The 17,585-nt window shown below is 53.7% G+C and carries 10 protein-coding genes; 4 read left to right on the top strand and 6 right to left on the bottom strand.

Features of this window, described 5'->3' with window-relative positions:
• Nucleotides 1-349 precede the first annotated feature (349 nt).
• On the bottom strand, nucleotides 350-775 hold the full coding sequence (locus tag FUA23_RS16245; RefSeq protein ID WP_147931818.1) for a hotdog fold thioesterase: 426 nt from the start codon (nucleotides 773-775) through the stop codon (nucleotides 350-352).
• 516 nt (nucleotides 776-1,291) lie between these two features.
• On the opposite strand from FUA23_RS16245, the gene FUA23_RS16240 reads away from it, so the two are divergent.
• The 4 genes from FUA23_RS16240 to FUA23_RS16225 all read left to right on the top strand — a co-directional run bounded on the left by FUA23_RS16240 (nucleotide 1,292) and on the right by FUA23_RS16225 (nucleotide 10,262).
• Entirely contained in the window at nucleotides 1,292-3,568 is a 2,277-nt protein-coding gene (locus FUA23_RS16240; protein WP_147931817.1) for a glycoside hydrolase family 113, read from the top strand.
• Nucleotides 3,569-3,729: 161 nt separating this feature from the next.
• Complete coding sequence (locus FUA23_RS16235) at nucleotides 3,730-5,199, top strand: PQQ-dependent sugar dehydrogenase (protein WP_147931816.1); 1,470 nt, start codon at nucleotides 3,730-3,732, stop codon at nucleotides 5,197-5,199.
• Between the two features lie 385 nt (nucleotides 5,200-5,584).
• Nucleotides 5,585-9,349, top strand: coding sequence for a metallophosphoesterase (locus tag FUA23_RS16230; RefSeq protein ID WP_147931815.1), 3,765 nt, complete (start codon nucleotides 5,585-5,587; stop codon nucleotides 9,347-9,349).
• Nucleotides 9,350-9,644: 295 nt separating this feature from the next.
• Nucleotides 9,645-10,262: a low molecular weight phosphatase family protein gene (locus FUA23_RS16225; protein WP_147931814.1), complete on the top strand. Its 618-nt coding sequence runs from the start codon at nucleotides 9,645-9,647 to the stop codon at nucleotides 10,260-10,262.
• A 147-nt stretch (nucleotides 10,263-10,409) separates the two neighbouring features.
• Here FUA23_RS16225 and FUA23_RS16220 read toward each other — a convergent pair whose 3' ends face one another.
• The 5 genes from FUA23_RS16220 to FUA23_RS16200 all read right to left on the bottom strand — a co-directional run bounded on the left by FUA23_RS16220 (nucleotide 10,410) and on the right by FUA23_RS16200 (nucleotide 17,227).
• The gene (locus tag FUA23_RS16220) at nucleotides 10,410-11,063 is read right to left on the bottom strand and encodes a CoA transferase subunit B (RefSeq protein WP_147931813.1); all 654 of its coding nucleotides are present in this window, start codon (nucleotides 11,061-11,063) and stop codon (nucleotides 10,410-10,412) included.
• 76 nt (nucleotides 11,064-11,139) lie between these two features.
• Entirely contained in the window at nucleotides 11,140-11,835 is a 696-nt protein-coding gene (locus FUA23_RS16215; protein ID WP_147931812.1) for a CoA transferase subunit A, read from the bottom strand.
• Nucleotides 11,836-11,995: 160 nt separating this feature from the next.
• Entirely contained in the window at nucleotides 11,996-14,239 is a 2,244-nt protein-coding gene (locus tag FUA23_RS16210) for a glycosyltransferase family protein (RefSeq protein ID WP_147931811.1), read from the bottom strand.
• 334 nt (nucleotides 14,240-14,573) lie between these two features.
• Entirely contained in the window at nucleotides 14,574-15,296 is a 723-nt protein-coding gene (locus FUA23_RS16205; RefSeq protein WP_147931810.1) for a 3'-5' exonuclease, read from the bottom strand.
• Nucleotides 15,296-17,227 carry a DUF294 nucleotidyltransferase-like domain-containing protein gene (locus FUA23_RS16200; RefSeq protein WP_147931809.1) on the bottom strand — a complete coding sequence of 644 codons (1,932 nt, stop codon included), beginning with the start codon at nucleotides 17,225-17,227 and terminating at the stop codon, nucleotides 15,296-15,298. Before FUA23_RS16200 ends, FUA23_RS16205 begins: the two co-directional genes overlap by 1 nt.
• Nucleotides 17,228-17,585: the final 358 nt, after the last annotated feature.

The following is a 17,585-nucleotide window of genomic DNA, read 5'->3' as shown; positions in this document are numbered from 1 at the left end:
CGGTTTTTGAAGCCGTTAAAAAATGGAAACTGTCTGAGCGTTCTCAAAGCCCCAGGATCAGCACCAAAGATTTCGACGGACTAACAAGTTAGGAAACAACCCAACCAACGCCGACGCGAGTTTTTCCATTTTAGGCTTCAAGAACTGGATTCCACGATCAGCCGGTGGCACAGCCTTGATTTTTTGGTTCGTTTTTTATCAAGAAAAAATGAACGTGCAAAACGGGAGGGAACGTAGTCCTCGGGCACCGATAGATAGGTTCTACTCCGATTGAGCCCAATAGGAAAATTATGCGACCTGAAGTCGCTAATCCCTGCTATTCACCGGAGGTGAAGGCAGCCGGACTGAATCAGGCAGTCATAACCTGGCAGGTGAGCCGACCAACGCACGTCACCTTGCCCTCTTCGTTGGTAATCTCGACCGACCAAACCTGTACCCGTTTCCCTAAACGTACAGCGGTTACTTTACCGAATACCTTTCCGCCTTCACCTACTCCGCGTAAGTGACTGGCGTTGATTTCGGTGCCAACGATATAATCACTTCCCGGGTTCGGGACACAGAGCATTCCCGCAACACTACCCAATGTTTCGATCAGAACGCAGGACACCCCACCGTGCAGCAGGCGCATGGGCTGCACCGTACGATGATCGACGGGCATTTCGGCGAGCAGGTAATCTTCGCCGACTTCGGTGAAAACAATGCCGAGGTGCTCTACTGCGGTATTCTGGCCGGAAGTATTCAGGCCTTCAAGGGTAGGGAGTATTTTCCAGATCATGCGGCGAAGTTAGTGTTCATGCTCCAGTTCTCCCGCTTGCTGCCGCGCACAAACGAACTAAGCCCTCTACCTGACAATTCGCTGGTTGAAAGCAGTAGACGCGCTCCCAAATTAGGTTCTAAACAGTCCCAAAGGGACTTCATTCACTCCAGACAGCAATTTCAGTTATCGTAAGGCAGATTTCCTCTGGCAAGACACACATTAACTCAAAAGGCGTAAAACAGCACGCGGTTGTCGGTAGCGCTTCGTGTTTTTTTGGGCGCGGCCGCAGGTGCCGGGAAAGGATTAAAGGAGCAAAGTCATAAAAGCATGCATCTTAGCGTTGGCTTTATTCGGTAGCCGTTCGGTTCAGGCGAACCCTTTTGTGTGACCTCGTAACTATCGCCAATTGCCATATGCACAACAATCCAGGGCCGGTTCATCCTATGCGGATGATATTTGTCGTAGTTACGGCGTTCCCAGCGTTTTTCTCCTTGTAGGGTCGGGCAGTGCGTACGCCATCTTAAATTTAACTCAGTGAAGTATTTCCCCTTTTTCATCATTCTCCCGGTATTCTTCGTTTCACTGCAAAGCTGCGGCAGCACAGGAAACTCAGGTACTGAAACCGAAGCTGTGACTGTGGCGGAGCCATCGCCCCGCCAGGCGATGCGCCAGGCGAGTCGTTCGGAGGTTTGGCGCTTCGTTTACTGCGTTGAGGAAGGCACTGATGATGCCGGGCTGAAAGACCTCCTGACCGAAATGGCCGGTAAAGAACCGATGGGCAAACGCATCGAAGTTGTTAACTGCGACGCCGTCGGAGCTGACGACATGAGCACAACCCCCGTAGCGATTTTTGGCAACCGCCTGCCCAAAGGTGCCGACAGCCTGCCCGTAAGCAGGCACGAATCCGGATGGCAACTCGCCCCCGGCAAACGTTTTGGCGGAGAAGACGTCCTGTTTCTGCCCTACATGCGCAACCCGTGGTCGGCAACGCCCGGCGTTGCGGGCCTGTTTGTATCAGCCAACCTCCCCGCATTGGTGAGCCGGTTGAAGGTTGAGTACGGTAAGCAGCCCGAACAGATGTTCTGGCCCAACTGGGCGTACGAACTGCATCGGGAGAACGGAGACCTGGTCTACGGTTCATTTGCCGGTTCCAGCTGGAAATTTGACCCGGAAGCGGAGATTTCGTTGAAAGCCCCGGGAGAAGCAGTCTCGGAAGACGGTGGAATAAAGATATTTGCCTACGACGGCCAGGTGAGCGAAAGCGAAGTCGGCAAGGTCCGGAAAAATCTGACGCTGATCCGGCTGCTCGCAAATACTACCCTCAACGTAGCGTCCGACTTCTACCCGGAGGTTCATCTGTACCCAAGCCTGGAGCGCATTGGTTTGCGGACGGGAAGCATGGCCGCCATCCAGTACAACGAGCAGGAAAAGGTATTGCACCTGGTGCCGTCGTTCGTCAGTGCCGAAGACCTGCGCTTGTCCTTCGAGACCTGGCGACCGTTTGTCGACTGGGAAGGCAAACCGGGCAGTTGGGACGCAGCGATAGCGCTCGTGCAGCGGCAAGCGGGTTCGGCCCTGAATGGCTACGCTGAGCGCCTGGCCGAAGCGCAAAGACTTGAGGCCGCCGGACTGACGGATATGCGGATTCAGGAAAACCCCAGCCGATACCTCGAAGAGGCCCGGCTGAGGCTACAGGCTGGTGCCGTTCGGTCTAAAGCAGAAGGCCACCTGGCCGACGACCTCCGGACGCTTGCCACCAGCGGAGACCTGAATGCCCTGCCTTCCACCGGAACCATTGCACCTGCGACCGCGCCCGTATTGAAATTACTCCCCCCGACCCAAACGCTGGCAGGGATGACCTTTGCCCACGAGGGCTACCGCATTCACAACGGATATGGAGGCGAAAAGATAAAACCATCGTTGGACAGCCTGGGCAAACTGCACGTAAATGCGCTGGCCATTGTGCCCTATACTTTTATGCGAAACCCAAACGCGCCCACCACGCTTTCCATCCCCAACGATGCCGGCCAGGAGAACGACTGGGCCACCATGTGCTCGGCCCGCGAAGCCCACCAACGGGGATGGTTCACGATGCTGAAACCTCAAATCTGGATCGGGGGCGGACACTGGCCGGGCGACGTAGACTTCGCCACCGACGAAGAATGGGACACCTTCTTCGCTAACTACACCTACTGGATTATGCACTACGCCATGCTGGCCGAAAGAGAACAGATCGGAGCGCTCTGCCTGGGAACGGAACTGGTACAAACTACCCTGAAGCACCCCGCCCGCTGGAAAGAGATCATCCGCAAAGTTCGCCTGGTCTACGGCGGCCAGCTCACCTACGCTGCCAACTGGGGAGAAGAATTTGAAGGCTTCACGTTTTGGGAGGAGTTCGATGCTATCGGCCTCAATTCTTACTATCCCCTAAGCGAAAAAGACGACCCCACCGACGAAGAACTCCTCAACGGCGCCCGCCGCTGGATGAGCATGGCGGCCGGGGTAAGCCGTGCCGTCGACCGCCCGCTGTGGCTCACCGAGGTGGGCTTCCGTTCGGTAGACAACGCCTGGGTAAATCCCCACGCCGACGGAGGTGACCGCAACGTCAACGGCCAGGCCCAGGCGCGCTGCTTCGCAGCCCTGACTACCGCTGCCACCGAGACCCCGGAACTCAAAGGAATGTTTATCTGGAAGTGGCCCAGCTACCTGGGCCGTACAAGCAGACGAGGCACCGGAAAGGAGTTCTCGCCCGGCGGTAAACCCGCCGCTAAAGTGCTGGAAATCTTCAACCATGCATGGGCCAAACGATGAGTTTTGCCGCACAAAATACCGAAGGCTGAAACGCAGGGTGAACATTGAAGCCTCCGCGCGGCATATATGCAATGAACCGGTTTCGGTACGCTCTAAAAACCATTCAGCATGGAGCGACCGGTTTTTCATTCCTCAGCAGTAACTACCAAAATTCCTGTCTTATGCGTTATCTACTTTCGTTCATTTGCAGCCTGTCCGTTCTGCTCTGTTTCGCTCAACCCGCGGTAGAAATTGAACTCCTGGCCGACGGCTTCAACCGTCCGGTAGACATCTCGGGTGCAGGAGACAACAGCGACCGGCTCTTTGTGGTAGAGCAGGCTGGTCGGATCAGGGTAATCGACCAAACAACCAGCGTGGTCCAACCGGATGACTTTCTGGACATCACCCCGATCGTGCTGAACGGGGGCAACGAGCAGGGGCTGCTCGGCCTGGCGTTTCATCCCGACTTTGCGGCCAACGGATACTTCTACGTCAACTTCACCTCCAACGAATACGGAGGCAGTACCAACAACGGGCAAACCGTAATTGCCCGGTATACAGCCACGGGTGAAAGCCTGGAAACGGCAGACCCTGGCAGCCAGAAAATAATCCTCCGGATCGATCAACCTTACTCCAATCACAACGCCGGAGGGCTCGCTTTTGGTCCTGACGGGTACCTGTACATCGGCACGGGAGACGGCGGCAGCGGGGGAGACCCCGATGGAAACGGCCAGAACCCTCAGGCACTGCTGGGTAAAATGCTCCGCCTCGATGTAGACGTTGAAGACGATGAAGTTCCCTACGAAATCCCGGCCAACAACCCTTTTGTGGGTAACGACGGGGTGAGAGACGAAATCTGGGCACTGGGGCTCCGTAATCCGTGGCGGATATCTTTTGACCGGACAACCGGAGACCTCTGGATCGCGGATGTAGGGCAGGTTGCAAGAGAGGAAATCAACCTGCAACCCGCGGGTAGTGAGGGTGGTGAAAACTATGGCTGGGATTGCCGGGAAGGCGAGATTGAATACAGCGGCAACAGTTCGTCGCTTTGTGGTAACGGAAGTGTATATACCGATCCGGTCTTCGATTATCCGCGTGATCCCGAGACCGGTGGCTTTTCGGTGTCAGGAGGGTATGTGTACCGTGGGCCTGCGGCAAACGACCTCAGTGGACACTACATCTGCGCTGATTACGTATCGGGCAATTTTTTCATCCTTTCACCAGACACGGGGGAGGGGCGTAGCCTCACAGTGCAGGGAGACCTGTCCATTCGTTCCGTTTCTACTTTCGGCGAAGACGATGAAGGGAACCTTTACGTCGCGAATTTATCGGACGGAGAAATTTACAGCGTTTCTGGTGGAGGCAATCCGGTAAACACGACTGATGTACAAAGCGTAAACTCAGGTCCGCATATCATTCCGAACCCTGCTGATCGAGATTTTGCGATCCGTATTCCTGAGTTGCAGCAGGCAGGTCCGGTGAGCGTACGGGTGTTTGCGGGAGACGGAACGCTGGTGTACCAAAAGATACACGTTGAAAATGGCGGACCGGTGCGGGGAACTTACGTTTTGCCCGACGTTCCTGCGGGCGTTTACCAGGTCTTGATTACCTACGACCAAGGGAAATTCATCAGAAGACTGGTGGTGAAGTAGTGCTCAAAAGCAACCAAATAGCCCGAAAGTATCGGAAGTGATACGGACGGGCTACAGAAAAACAGGTAATAAGGGTAGTTGATAAATCCCTTATTGCTATAGCAGATTCGGCGGGGGAATAGTTCTCTTATGGTCTGAATTCGTGCATTTACGTATGCGGCTTGTTGAAAAATGCGGGCGCGGACGCAGGTGCCTGAGATGGTTTTTTAAAATCCGTTCGTTGCGTCCGCCCTCTCCCGGATGCTAGCCAATTGGTTTTACCCGTTCTCCTCTCTGCAGACCTGCAGCGGTGAAGCTGGTATTACAGGGGACACAATTCGGTTTGTTCTCAGCAAACACCAGTCCCTGAAATACTGTTAAGCCCAGTGAACTTAAGCCAACAACATTGTCGCACTTTTTAGCCTTGTGTCTCAGACGTACACTGTCCTTCTTCGTATTTGTTCTTTTGGCGGGCTGCGCCAGCTACCAGGTGCAACTCGACGAAGCTGAGAAAAACTGGGCTGAAATCAACGGACCAGGCACCCGCGTCCTCGCCCATAAAACCTACCTGATCGGCGATGCCGGCAATGCGCGTTCGGGGGAAGTGCCGCCCGTACTTTCCTACCTGAAAACTGAGCTCTCCGCAGCACCCGCAAACAGTACGGCAATTTTTCTGGGCGACAATATCTACCCGGGCGGCTTCCCACCGCCCGATCATCCCGAACGGGAAATTGCCGAGCACCGCCTGATCGTACAGACAAACGCGGTTGCAAACTACCCCGGCCGGGTGCTCTGGGTTCCCGGAAACCACGATTGGTACAGGTTCGGCCTTGAGGGGCTGAAGGAGCAAAGGCGTTTCCTGAGAGCTCAAACCGGACGTAAAAACATCTGGCTCCCTAAAGTAAATTGTGGTGGGCCAGAAGTCGTGGAAGCACACGAAAACCTGGTATACATCATTATCGATACCCAGTGGTACCTGGCCAACTGGAAAAAACATCCTGGTGTGAACGAGGGCTGCGCGGCCAGCAATCGCACAGAGTTTATCCGCTTGTTCCGGGAAGCCGTAAAGAAGAATAAAGAGAAGCAAATTGTGGTGGTAATGCACCACCCCATGGAAACCTACGGCCGGCACGGCGGGCATTTCACCCTGAAGGATCACCTTTCTCCGCTTCCCGTAATTGGCTCTGTGGTTCCCTTCGTACGCGGCAACATCGGGACTTCCCAGGACAACCTGAACGCCCGTTTTCAGGAACTGCGCAAAAAAATGCTTAGCGCTGTAAAACTGAACGGGAACGCAACCTTCGTCTCCGGGCACGACCACAACCTGCAGTACATCGAAAAAGACCGGCAGCGGTACATCGTGAGTGGAGCAGCCTCAAAAACGGCTCCTTCGGGCATGGGAGACGGCAGCCGCTTTGCCTACGGCGGACGCGGCTACGGAGAGTTAGACCTTTACGAAGATGGCTCCTTGTGGCTGTCGTTCTTCACCGTCAACGATGCCGGTACCGCTAAAGAATTGCTTTACCGTAAGGAAATTGCCGCCCCCAGGGCGGCTGACCTTTACGAGCCCCCGGCGAGCTATACCGACTATCCCATCACCAGGCCTACGCTGAAAGCACAACTCGTTCGGGAAGATTATAACGTCGGCAAGTTTGGCCGTTTCTTCCTGGGCGATCACTATCGTGACGCTTATGATATGGCCGTCGATATTCCGCTGCTCGATCTTAGTACATTCAAAGGAGGCCTGGAACCCGTAAAAGTCGGAAGTGGAACACAGACGGTCTCCCTGCGGCTTGTTGCCGAAGATGGCAGAGAATACACAATGAGATCGTTAGAAAAAGATCCGACGTCTACACTCGGGTTACGGCTTTCGCGTTCCAGAATTGTACAGGCCCTCGTGGCTGATGGATTCACCGCTGCGCACCCGATCGGTGCGCTACCTGTTATCGGGATGGCAAAAGCTGTAGGAATCAACCATACCAATCCGGGGATTTACTATGTTCCCGCTCAACCGGCATTAGGGAAATACAACCCGGCGTACGGCGAAAAAGTTTACCTCCTGGAAGAGCGCCCGGACGATGAAGACTGGAGGTCTTACGCTGATTTCGGGAAGCCACAGGATATACGGAGTACGGATCAAGCCCTGAAATCGATACGTACTCATCCCGATCACCTGATCGACTTCCGGGCGGTGGCCCGGGCCCGGGCTTTTGACCTTTTGCTAGGTGACTGGGACCGGCAGGATGATCAGTGGCGCTGGAAAGTAGAGAAGAGGGAAGACGGGCGCACGTACTACGTCCCCATCCCGCGCGACCGCGATCAGGTTTTTTCCAACTACGACGGCCTTTTGTTGGGCATTGCGCGAAGAATAGTGCCCGACGTAGCTCCCTTGCGGCCGTTTGTCGCTAACCCCCAAAAAGTGGGTATATCTACCCGCGGAGCACGCTTTTTCGACGCCACATTTATGGCTGGCGTCAACAGAGACATGCTCATGGAGGAAACGAAACACCTGCAGGAAAAACTCACCGACCGGGTAATAGACATGTCCTTTCAGAAAGTATGGCCCGATGAGATGATGGAACTAGACGGAAACAAAATAGTATCGATCCTGAAACTCCGTCGTAATAACCTTCGCCGGATTGTAGAAGACTACTATGACTTTCGTGCCCGGGAAGTTGAAATTACTGGTTCAGACACTACTGACCTTTTTCAGATCGACGTCCTCTCCGGAGGCGATGTACGCGTTCAGGTGTTTGGTCCGGCCATAAATAGCCTTCAGGAAGGGAGGGCCTGCTACGACCGTACTTTTCTTGCCGACGAAACCCGGGAGCTCATTTTGTATGGTCTGCGGGATCAGGACAAATTTGTTTTTAACGGCGCGGGCAAGCCGGGTATGATTATCCGAATCGTTGGCGGACCAGACGAAGATACCGTTGCCTACGGCCCTGGTGGAGATAAAGTTAAACTGGGAAAAGTATTCTATTACGACTATAAAGCTCGGACTGAAGCCAGTTTGATTGCGGGGGTGCGTGGTATGCGCGACAAAAGAGCTTCGGCGGCCAGGTATAACATCTACAGCCGTTTATCGGAGAACAAGGACTACGACTTTTTTTCCCTGCTGCCCATCCTGGGCAGCAACCCTGACAATGGACTGCTGCTGGGGGCAATAGCTACTAAAACGACTTACGGGTTCAAGAAAGAGCCTTTTGCCAGCCGGCAGGTTCTCAACGGCCGCTATGCTGCAGCCACTAACGGATTCCGTTTTGCCTACCGGGGCGAGTTTACGGATGTATTCGGAGACCGTGAATTGCTGATAGAGTCGAAAGCCTCCACTTCCCTTTTTGGAGTAAACTTTTACGGCTTCGGCAATGAGACGGTAAACAACGAGGAGACTGAGCCGCTGGGCAGAGATTACAACCGGGTGCGGCAGCAATACGTCCAGTTCTCTCCGCAGGTACTGCGCCGGCTGAACCCTGCGGCGAGCTATTCGTACGGCCCATCTTATTCAGTCGTCGAAACTGACCGCATTCCGGGAAGGTTTCTGGCTGAAAATTCCGATGATCAGTCTGACGAAGGAATCTTCAGCAATTACCATTATCTCGGACTGAATGGCAGGTTTACCTTCGATAACCGCATCCCGTCTTACCTCCCCGGCCGGGGAATACGTTTTTTGATAGAGGGCGGGTACCAGCTTTCGCTGTACGGGCCGGGCGAGGATTTCTTCACCTTCAGAACTAACCTCACCTTTAACCAGCAAGTGGACGATTACGGCGACTTGATTATTGCCAACAGGGTGGGGTACCACCACGTCTTCGCCGATGACCTCGCGTATTTTCAGGCTGCGACCTTGGGCGGATCGGGAGAGCTTCCTAATTTTCGCGGTTTTCGCCGGGAGCGGTTTTCGGGCAATCAGGCCTTTTATTTCAATTCCGATATCCGATACCGAATACTGAGTTCACGAAACAGCAGGTTGCCATTTTCGTTGGGGGTGATTGCCGGGTATGATCTGGGGCGGGTGTGGCTCGAAGGTGAAAGATCCAACAAATGGCATTATAGTTATGGAGGCGGTTTTTTTATCAGCCCGCTTGATTACGCTACGGTCAGTTTTTCCTACTTCATCGGTGACGGTGAGATCGGGCGTTTCTCGTTTGGGACCGGCTTTTTTTTCTAAGGATACCGCTTAACAGGGTGGCTAAGGGTTAATTCTACGGTTTTCTCCCCCCCTAGTGGACCAGAAGTATAGAAGCGGAGACTGCAATGAACCTCTCAGAGAACAAAAAGAGTAAAATCTGACATAGAAAGAGATACGCTTGCTTATTTGATTGCGATATTGCTATATTTGCATACGTTGATTTGCTCATTGCGCTCTTCCTGGTCTTTTTCAGTGATCCGAATAAAGGAGTCTATAATTCGCTAAGCGGTTTTAAGCCAGTCACTGAGCCTTCGTCATCTTAAAAAGCTGGATAATGTCCCTACAATTTTTTCCTCAACTGGATGCCTACATAAAGGAACTGACCGATGAGGAAACCTTGATTCCGCAGGAGCGCAAAGAGTTATTGCTTAAGCTCAGCGGATATATCCAGAAAAAGAAAGGCGGGCCAGTTCAGTTGAATTTCATTTGCACGCACAACTCACGTCGCAGCCATTTGGCTCAGATCTGGGCCAGTGTTGCTGCCGCCTGGTTCGGGCTGGAGCAGGTTACTACCTTTTCTGGCGGTACAGAAGCTACGGCATTCAATCCCCGTGCGGTGGCTGCTCTCCAAAGAGCCGGTTTCGATATCGTAAACCCGGGAGGCGAAAATCCTCATTACCGCGTAAAGTTCGGGGAAGCTGCCGAACCTCTTGAGTGTTGGTCTAAAACGTTTGATGATCCTGCGAACCCCGAGGGTGACTTCGCCGCCATTATGACTTGCTCGGACGCTGACGAAAACTGCCCTTTCATTCCCGGTGTGGACCTCCGTTTGCCACTCACCTACGAAGACCCCAAGGTCGCTGACGATACGCCTCAGGAGGCGGAACGTTACGACGAGCGGGTCCGACAGATCGGGCGTGAGATTTTCTTTGCGCTAAGCAACGCCCGCTAAGAACCACTAAGTTTAATTCTACGGCTGGATAATCCAGCTTTTTTGCACTATTTAATGCGATACCGACGACAGGATAGCAATTGTTCTACTATTGTATTCACCGTTGTTCAAGTCGGTATCGCTTTTTTGGCCTTAGGGGCTTAGGCTTCAGAAGGTGATTTCGGGTACTTCACCATCAACGACGAGGCGGGCAGCGGTTGCGTTCCGGATGTCTTCCACGCTTACACCGGGTGCACGTTCCAGAAGACGGAAGCCATCGCCGAGGACTTCGAGAACGGCCATGTTGGTGACTACCTTTTTTACGCAGCCAACGCCGGTGAGGGGTAGGGTACACTGCTCCAGAATTTTGGAATCCCCCTTTCGGTTGGTGTGCATCATCGCTACGATGATGTTTTCGGCGGAGGCAACAAGGTCCATCGCACCACCCATTCCTTTCACGAGTTTTCCGGGGATTTTCCAGTTGGCGATGTCGCCGTTCTGGGCTACTTCCATCGCCCCCAGAACTGTAAGGTTGATGTGCTGCCCTCTGATCATAGCGAAGCTTGTGGCGGAGTCAAAGATCGCAGCGCCGGGGCGGGCGGTAATGGTTTGTTTACCGGCATTGATAAGGTCGGCGTCTTCTTCGCCTTCAAAGGGGAAAGGGCCCATGCCCAGTATGCCGTTCTCCGACTGAAATTCGACGCTGATATCTTCGGGGACGTAGTTAGCGATCAGCGTCGGGATGCCGATGCCGAGGTTCACGTACCAGCCATCTTGTACTTCCTGGGCGATTCTTTGGGCTATTTGGTTGCGGTCTAACATTGGTAAGGGGGAGTAATAAGTCTGGAGTTTGGAGTCGGGAGTCAGGAGTCGGGAACTACCGACTGCGTTCTGCCTGCTATTTACTACGAACGGTACGTTGCTCAATGCGCTTCTCGAAGGATTTGCCCTGGAAGATGCGTTGGACAAAAACACCGGGGGTGTGGATGTGATTTGGGTCAAGTTCTCCTGGTTCAACGAGTTCTTCCACTTCAGCGATGGTGATTTTACCGGCCATGGCCATTACGGGGTTGAAGTTGCGGGCCGTTCCTTTATACACCAGGTTGCCGAGGGTGTCTCCTTTCCAGGCTTTAACGATAGCGAAGTCGGCAGTGAGAGCAGATTCGAGAATGTGCGGCTTACCGTTGAATTCGCGAACCTCTTTTCCTTCAGCTACCTCGGTGCCGTAGCCCGCAGGGGTGAAGAAGGCCGGGATCCCTGCACCTCCGGCACGGCAGCGTTCGGCAAGCGAACCCTGAGGGATGAGGTCTACCTCAAGCTCGCCCGAGAGCATCTGGCGTTCAAATTCTGCGTTCTCGCCTACGTAGCTCGCAATCATTTTTTTGATCTGACGGCTCTGCAGCATAAGCCCGAGGCCGAAGTCGTCCACACCAGCATTATTGCTGATACAGGTAAGTCCGGTAACGCCGCTTTTCGCCAGAGCAGCGATGCAGTTTTCCGGGATACCACAGAGGCCGAAGCCACCGAGCATAAGTGTCATGTCATTGCTGATTCCAACTATCGCCGCACCTGCGTTCGCGCATACTTTGTTCATGATCTTAAATTTTGGGTAAGGTACGTAAATTGGACTGTTGTTCCGACAACTTTATTTTTTTTATTGATGCTCCAGGAGGGAAACGGACGTGAACCTGCGCCGCAGATCAGGCGGGGCCGCAGGTGCAAAGTAAGTTCAACGGCAGGGTAGAGGAGCGGTTTTAATCCTGAATCCAAAAGCCGTTGTAGAGCGTTCCGTCTTGCCGCATTATGCGTACATCATGCCCTGCGGGCCTGATCATCAGTTCATCGAAGTAAAACGGATGGTCGTAATTAGCCGTGAGCACCAGCCGGGCTGCGCCGGCTTTTGCGGAAAAGCTAAAATCCAGGCGTTGCCAACCGTTCTGGGTTTGGTACACGGTGTTGATCCACTTGTTCTGAATTTCAATTCTTTCTCCTTCCGGGTCGATCAGTTTCAGATCGAATTTTGGTCCTCCGAATCTGCGTTTGTCAGCAAAGACCCATGCGCTAAGTTGCCATTCGTTCGCGCCCGGTAGACTGTCTAAGGATAGGTTCAGCAAGTCGGTCCATCCTTTCTCTACCCTCCGGCTACCAATACCCGTAAACGCGGTTTCCTGATTCGTTTCGTAGTCGTACCGCAGGTATTCATTGGTAATTGTGGTATCGGCCAATGCCTGTACGATGGCCCTGCGGTTCGCGGCTTTGAAGTCTGAGGGCGAGAGTCTAAGCAGTTCTACCTCTTCATTCCTGTAAATGGTGGTTCCCAGTTTCTTGACGCCCAGTTCTTCCGGGTCAAGCACGTCGTCTTTCACCGCTAAAATAAGGATGTCTCTTCCGTCATCTATCTCATCCAGCAGGGGCTTTTCGACCAACGGATCGGAAGTAATCTGGAGGCTTTGCAGCGAACGACTCAACGAAACACGCGATAGTTTCCCATTGAGCAAGGGGATTCCGGTAGCTAAGGCGAGTTGGTATCCATCGTGGTTGCTTCGCCAGGTTCCGTTGTGGTGGATCTTGTCGGACCAGCCCAGTTCTGTTGGCAGCAAAAAAATACTTGAATAGTTTTCTTTGCTGATGTCGTTCTCCGAAGCAATGACCCGGTAACGGTCGAGCAGGTCTTTACCGAGAGCATTTTCTTTGTGCATACCGTCAAGCTTTTGCGCCAGGTATTGCCCCGCTTCTACAGTCCACACCAGGAGGGCTGCTCCGATGAATACCACAGCCGAAATTTTCAGTTTCGGCCCTTCGTATAACCTGTCGAGGAAATAAACAGCCGAGAGGCTCAGTAAATAATAGAATGGCCAGCCGAAACGCGCCGGTGCTCTAAACTGGAGTACGGAGCCCAGGTGGTCGTAACTCCAGTATTCGAACCACTTAAAGGGCAATCCGAAGGCAAACACCAGCCCGGCAAGCGAACCGAGCAAGGCGAGCAGAAGCACGGGCTGGCTGCTGAATTCAGCACGCCAGCGCCTGAATGCCAACAGGACAGGAACAGCCACGGCGAGGGCCATTGGTATCAGCCCCAGGTAAATCTGGTTTTCGTGGCGTGGCTTGCCCAGCTCTGGCAACAGGCCGTGAAAGAAGTCGTACGCGAACAACCCGGTGCTGGAAAGCAAACCACCCCAGTTGGCCATGTTATGGAAAAAGCCGAAGGGAACTTCAACCCTGTCGGTTACGGTGTCGAAGTAGCTAACCGTAGCGTACAGCGCAATAGTAGAAGCCACAAAGACCAGTAGCCAGTAACCGGTTTGTTTCCACTCTGGCAGGCGTAGCCCCAGTAATTTGGCAATTGCTGCGAACCCCGTTGTAGCCAGGATCAACGTAGCTGCAATGGCGTACATGTACGGGTTATTGAGGCCCAGAAAGTAAATTACGAGCGCTACACCCAGGCTTTTTAACCAGTAAAGCTTTCCTTTGTTCCATGCCAGCAAGTACCAGATAACCAGTGGTATAAGCCAGGCGAACCCCAGTGTGAACTGACCGGCCATTTGCCGGTGAATCTGCGGAGAAAGCATCGCAATAAGGATGCCCCCGACCATGGCCAGCGGCCAGCGTACTTTCAGTTGGCGCAGAACAAGGAACAGCAGCAGCGCCGCCAGAGGATTACTCCAGAAAACCAGAAAATTGCTTATTCCGATGGCGTGTTCCCCAATGCCGGGGAAAACAGGTCTCAGTGCTGAAAGAACAACCGCAAGGAGCGCATGACCGTCGGTCATGAATATGTTTTCGGCGTACGGATGGTACTGGCTCTTCAGCAATGCCCCGTTCCCGTAAGTTGTATGGTAGGCAAGGTTGTAGTGTATGGTAAGGCCATCTCCCGAAACGACCGGAGAGCTCTCGCCCGGTTTAAGCATCAGGTCCTGAAAGAACAGACCAAAAACTAAACTGGCAACGATAAAAACGATCAGGTGCTGGTACGGCGGTGAAATGGGTAACTTCGACATCTGCGGCCAAAATAAGGGTAATTGGGGAGTTGATCGCCCCTGTCCCCAAAATGCAGCCCCGGAGATGCGAAGCAGCGGAGAAGAAGTTAATTTTACTCATCCGTAATAATCTAAAAATAAATTTTAACCTGAATCCTCTTTGCAACCACCCGGTTGTGCGTCTGTGTAGTGCTATGATTGCCCATCTTCTGCATTTCCGCTCATTACTGTTTGGTGGAATCCCGGGTACTTCGGCGGAGGCAGCTAAATAAAGCATCATGGGGCGCTGACGCAGGAGCAGTGCTCGTTTTTGGGGAATCCATAAACGGGTAGCTAATTTCTCGAAAGGACGCGTTTATCCTGCCACGTCCTCAACGGTAAGTTCTCGTCCTAATTTATCAGAGAGCCGGGCGGTGAGCTTCAGCCACAAAACGGCAGTGATGTAAGCGTCGCCCAGAGCAGTGTGACGGTCGGAGAGCGGAATCCTGTACCGGCGCGCAAGGTTGTCGAGGCTGAATTTCTCCGGCGGAGTCCAGTAACCGGCTGGTTGCAGCCGTTCGGCCAGACCGCCGGTATCCACGACTTTATTGAGCAGAGGCCCCGCTCCCTGACGACCCAATGCCATATTGATCATGGCCACATCGAACCCGATGTGGTGGCCCACTATTATTCCCTGCGGCCCCAGGAACAGCAGTAGCCGGCGCAGTAGCTCGGCTTCGGTATCGTAGACGTACCTGCTGGAGTTGGGAACAATGCCATGAATAGAAACTGCGCTTTCAGCGCTCAGCTCCGTTGGGGTAGGGAGGTAAGCTTCAAAGTGATCTGCTACGTAAATGGTAGATCCGCTCAGTCGCAATCCCCCCAAGCTGATGAGCCGGTCTTTGCGGTAATCGAGACCGGTGGTCTCGGCGTCGATGACGAGGATTCTTGCGCTGCTCAGTAACGATTTTCCTGGGGGGCGATCCGCAGCTGAAGCATCAGCATAAGACGTGTACCACTCCGGCCATTCTGCCCGGTCAGGGGTATATCTTCCGGGCAGGTACCCCCATATTTTGTTCAACCAGCTTTCCTTTTTCATCAGCGCAAAAAGGTTAACTGAAACCTAAGCTCGAGCAGGCTCTGTATTTCTTTAACGGGCGTAAAACTGTTGCGCAGCAACAGGCGCTGAGTGGAGGACAATTCCTTTGGTTTGAGGTAGCGCCCCGAGTCGTTGCGTTGCAGACCAATGGTCGCCCGCAGGCGAATGAGTAGTTCATAAGCTTGTGCGGCTTCCCGGTAAAGTTCAGCGTTTTGGGGCTCCAGCTTTGCCAGTGCCTCGTAACGCCGGAAGGTATTGTTGACCGACCCTATTTGCGCCTTTAGGGTCAGTACCCTTGCCGCGTCGGTCAGGGGGCGCATAACTCTTCTTTTAAGATCGAACTGGTCTTTGTTCTCTCCGGAACGCTCCACAACAAAGTTCCGGAAAAAGGTGAGCGGACTTGGGTTATCCAGGGCAGATTGTGCCAGCGATGCCAAAAAGCGGTCACGGCCTCCTTCCAACTCCTGGAAGATATGCTTAGTGAGTTTAGCGGGCAAACTACCATCTCCCCATACTCCGCGGAAGTCGAAGAAGATACTGATGTTGAGCAGGTTTTCAGCGGTGTTTTCGGCCATCCAGTGGCTAAACTGTTGTTTCCACTGGCTTACGGGCATGCACCATTTCGGGTTGCTGGCCATCATATCGGCCGGGCAATACTTAAACCCTACCTGGTGGAGGAACTCGGTGACGTAGCCCGCCAGTTGGAGGAAGTAGTCTTTTACGGCGTTGTAGCGGGCGGGCGCTACATCTTCAAAAATGAGGGCATTGTCCTGATCGGTGCGCAGCAGTTGTTCGCCCCGGCCCTGGCTGCCCAGCGCCAGCCAGTCGAAAGGAGCGGGCGGGTTGCCTTTGCCTTCGGCCTGCATCCGGGCCAGGCTAAGTTTCATGCACGTTCGTATTATCTCGTCGTTGAGTTGGGTCATCACGGTGGTGATGAAGGATATGCTTATTTCCTGCCCCAGGTAAGTAGCCAGCATCTTCTCGGCACGCTCCCGTAGGGTGCGCAGGTAACCCGCCGATTTAGCCCGCCCGATTTCCCGGATCAGGACCGCAGGGTTGTTGCCCTGAATGACCAATAAGTCGTGCTTACTGACAACACCGGTGATGCGGCTCTTATCCGTCCCGTCCTCAGTTTGCACCAGGTGATTCACTTTCTTACGAACCATCATGATTTGTACGTCGGCAGCTGTTTTATCCCGGCTGATGCAAACCACCGGTTTGCCCATAATGGTTCCAACCTTGTCTTTAGGGCTGCGAACACCGGTAGCAACCTTCTGCCGGAAGTCCCGGTCTGTGATAATCCCAACAGGATGCCCGGCCGGATCCACCACTACGATAGACCCCACATTGTGCTCCGTCATAAGTTTGGCGGCATCGATGATCCGGGCGGTCGTCTGGCAGGTGATCGGCAGGCGCGAACGCTCGAGGCGTTGCGACTCCAGCAGGCTGGTAACCAATGGCACCTCCGCGGTAGTGCTTGTGGTTGGCGCCGGAGGCGCCATCGTGTAGCGGTTGCTGCCCGCCATGCTCACCGCAAGGTATTGGGTCAACGCCGGGAAGTTGTTGAGCAGATTTTTGAAGCCTTCGGTATTGATGGCATAAACGAGACTCTCTTCTGCAGACCGCGCCAAAAACAAGTGGTTGTCTTCGGCAAGTAAAGGCCTCAACCCAAAGCTCTCTCCTTCGCCGCAGCGCTCGACGAGTTGTTCCTCGGTACCGACCAAGCGAAGCAGGTCAATCGCGCCCTCTTTTACGATGTAAAAGCGATCGAGCGGCGGATCGCCCGGCCTGAAAATCACTGTGCCTGGTGGCAGATACTCCACCTCTGCTCTTTCCGCAATTTTCATCAGTGCTTCTTCACTATCCACAAAAGTGAAAGGTGGTATGTCCTTCAGGAAATCGAATATGCGGCGGGTTACCTGGTTTGGCATCAGACTGAAAAAGTTGGTTGAACTGGCGCTTAGCGCAGTTTGCGGGGCTTAAGGTAGGAATTCATTAGCGGACATCCCATATGGCTCCCCAAAAGGTGTATATCACGAGATGCACGGATCCCCCTCTCCCCCGGCCCCTCTCCTCGGGAGAGGGGAGACGTGACAAGCGGCAAGTTCGTGATAGTAGTGCATCTCGTGATACAATGGTCCGCTACGATTTTAGGCCGCTCGGGCCCCAAAGACTTTAAGCTCTGCAATTACCGCTTGCATTTTGGGCGTGTGTGGGTCGACACCACACTTGTCCAAAAGGTGATACGCTATGCGTTCGTTGCGATAGGCCGTCACGATATCAGACATC

It is taken from the genome of Neolewinella aurantiaca (assembly GCF_008014675.1).
GTDB lineage: Bacteria > Bacteroidota > Bacteroidia > Chitinophagales > Saprospiraceae > Neolewinella > Neolewinella aurantiaca.
The sequence above is the reverse complement of the archived record's forward strand: the minus strand, read 5'-3'. Positions and strand labels throughout refer to the sequence as shown.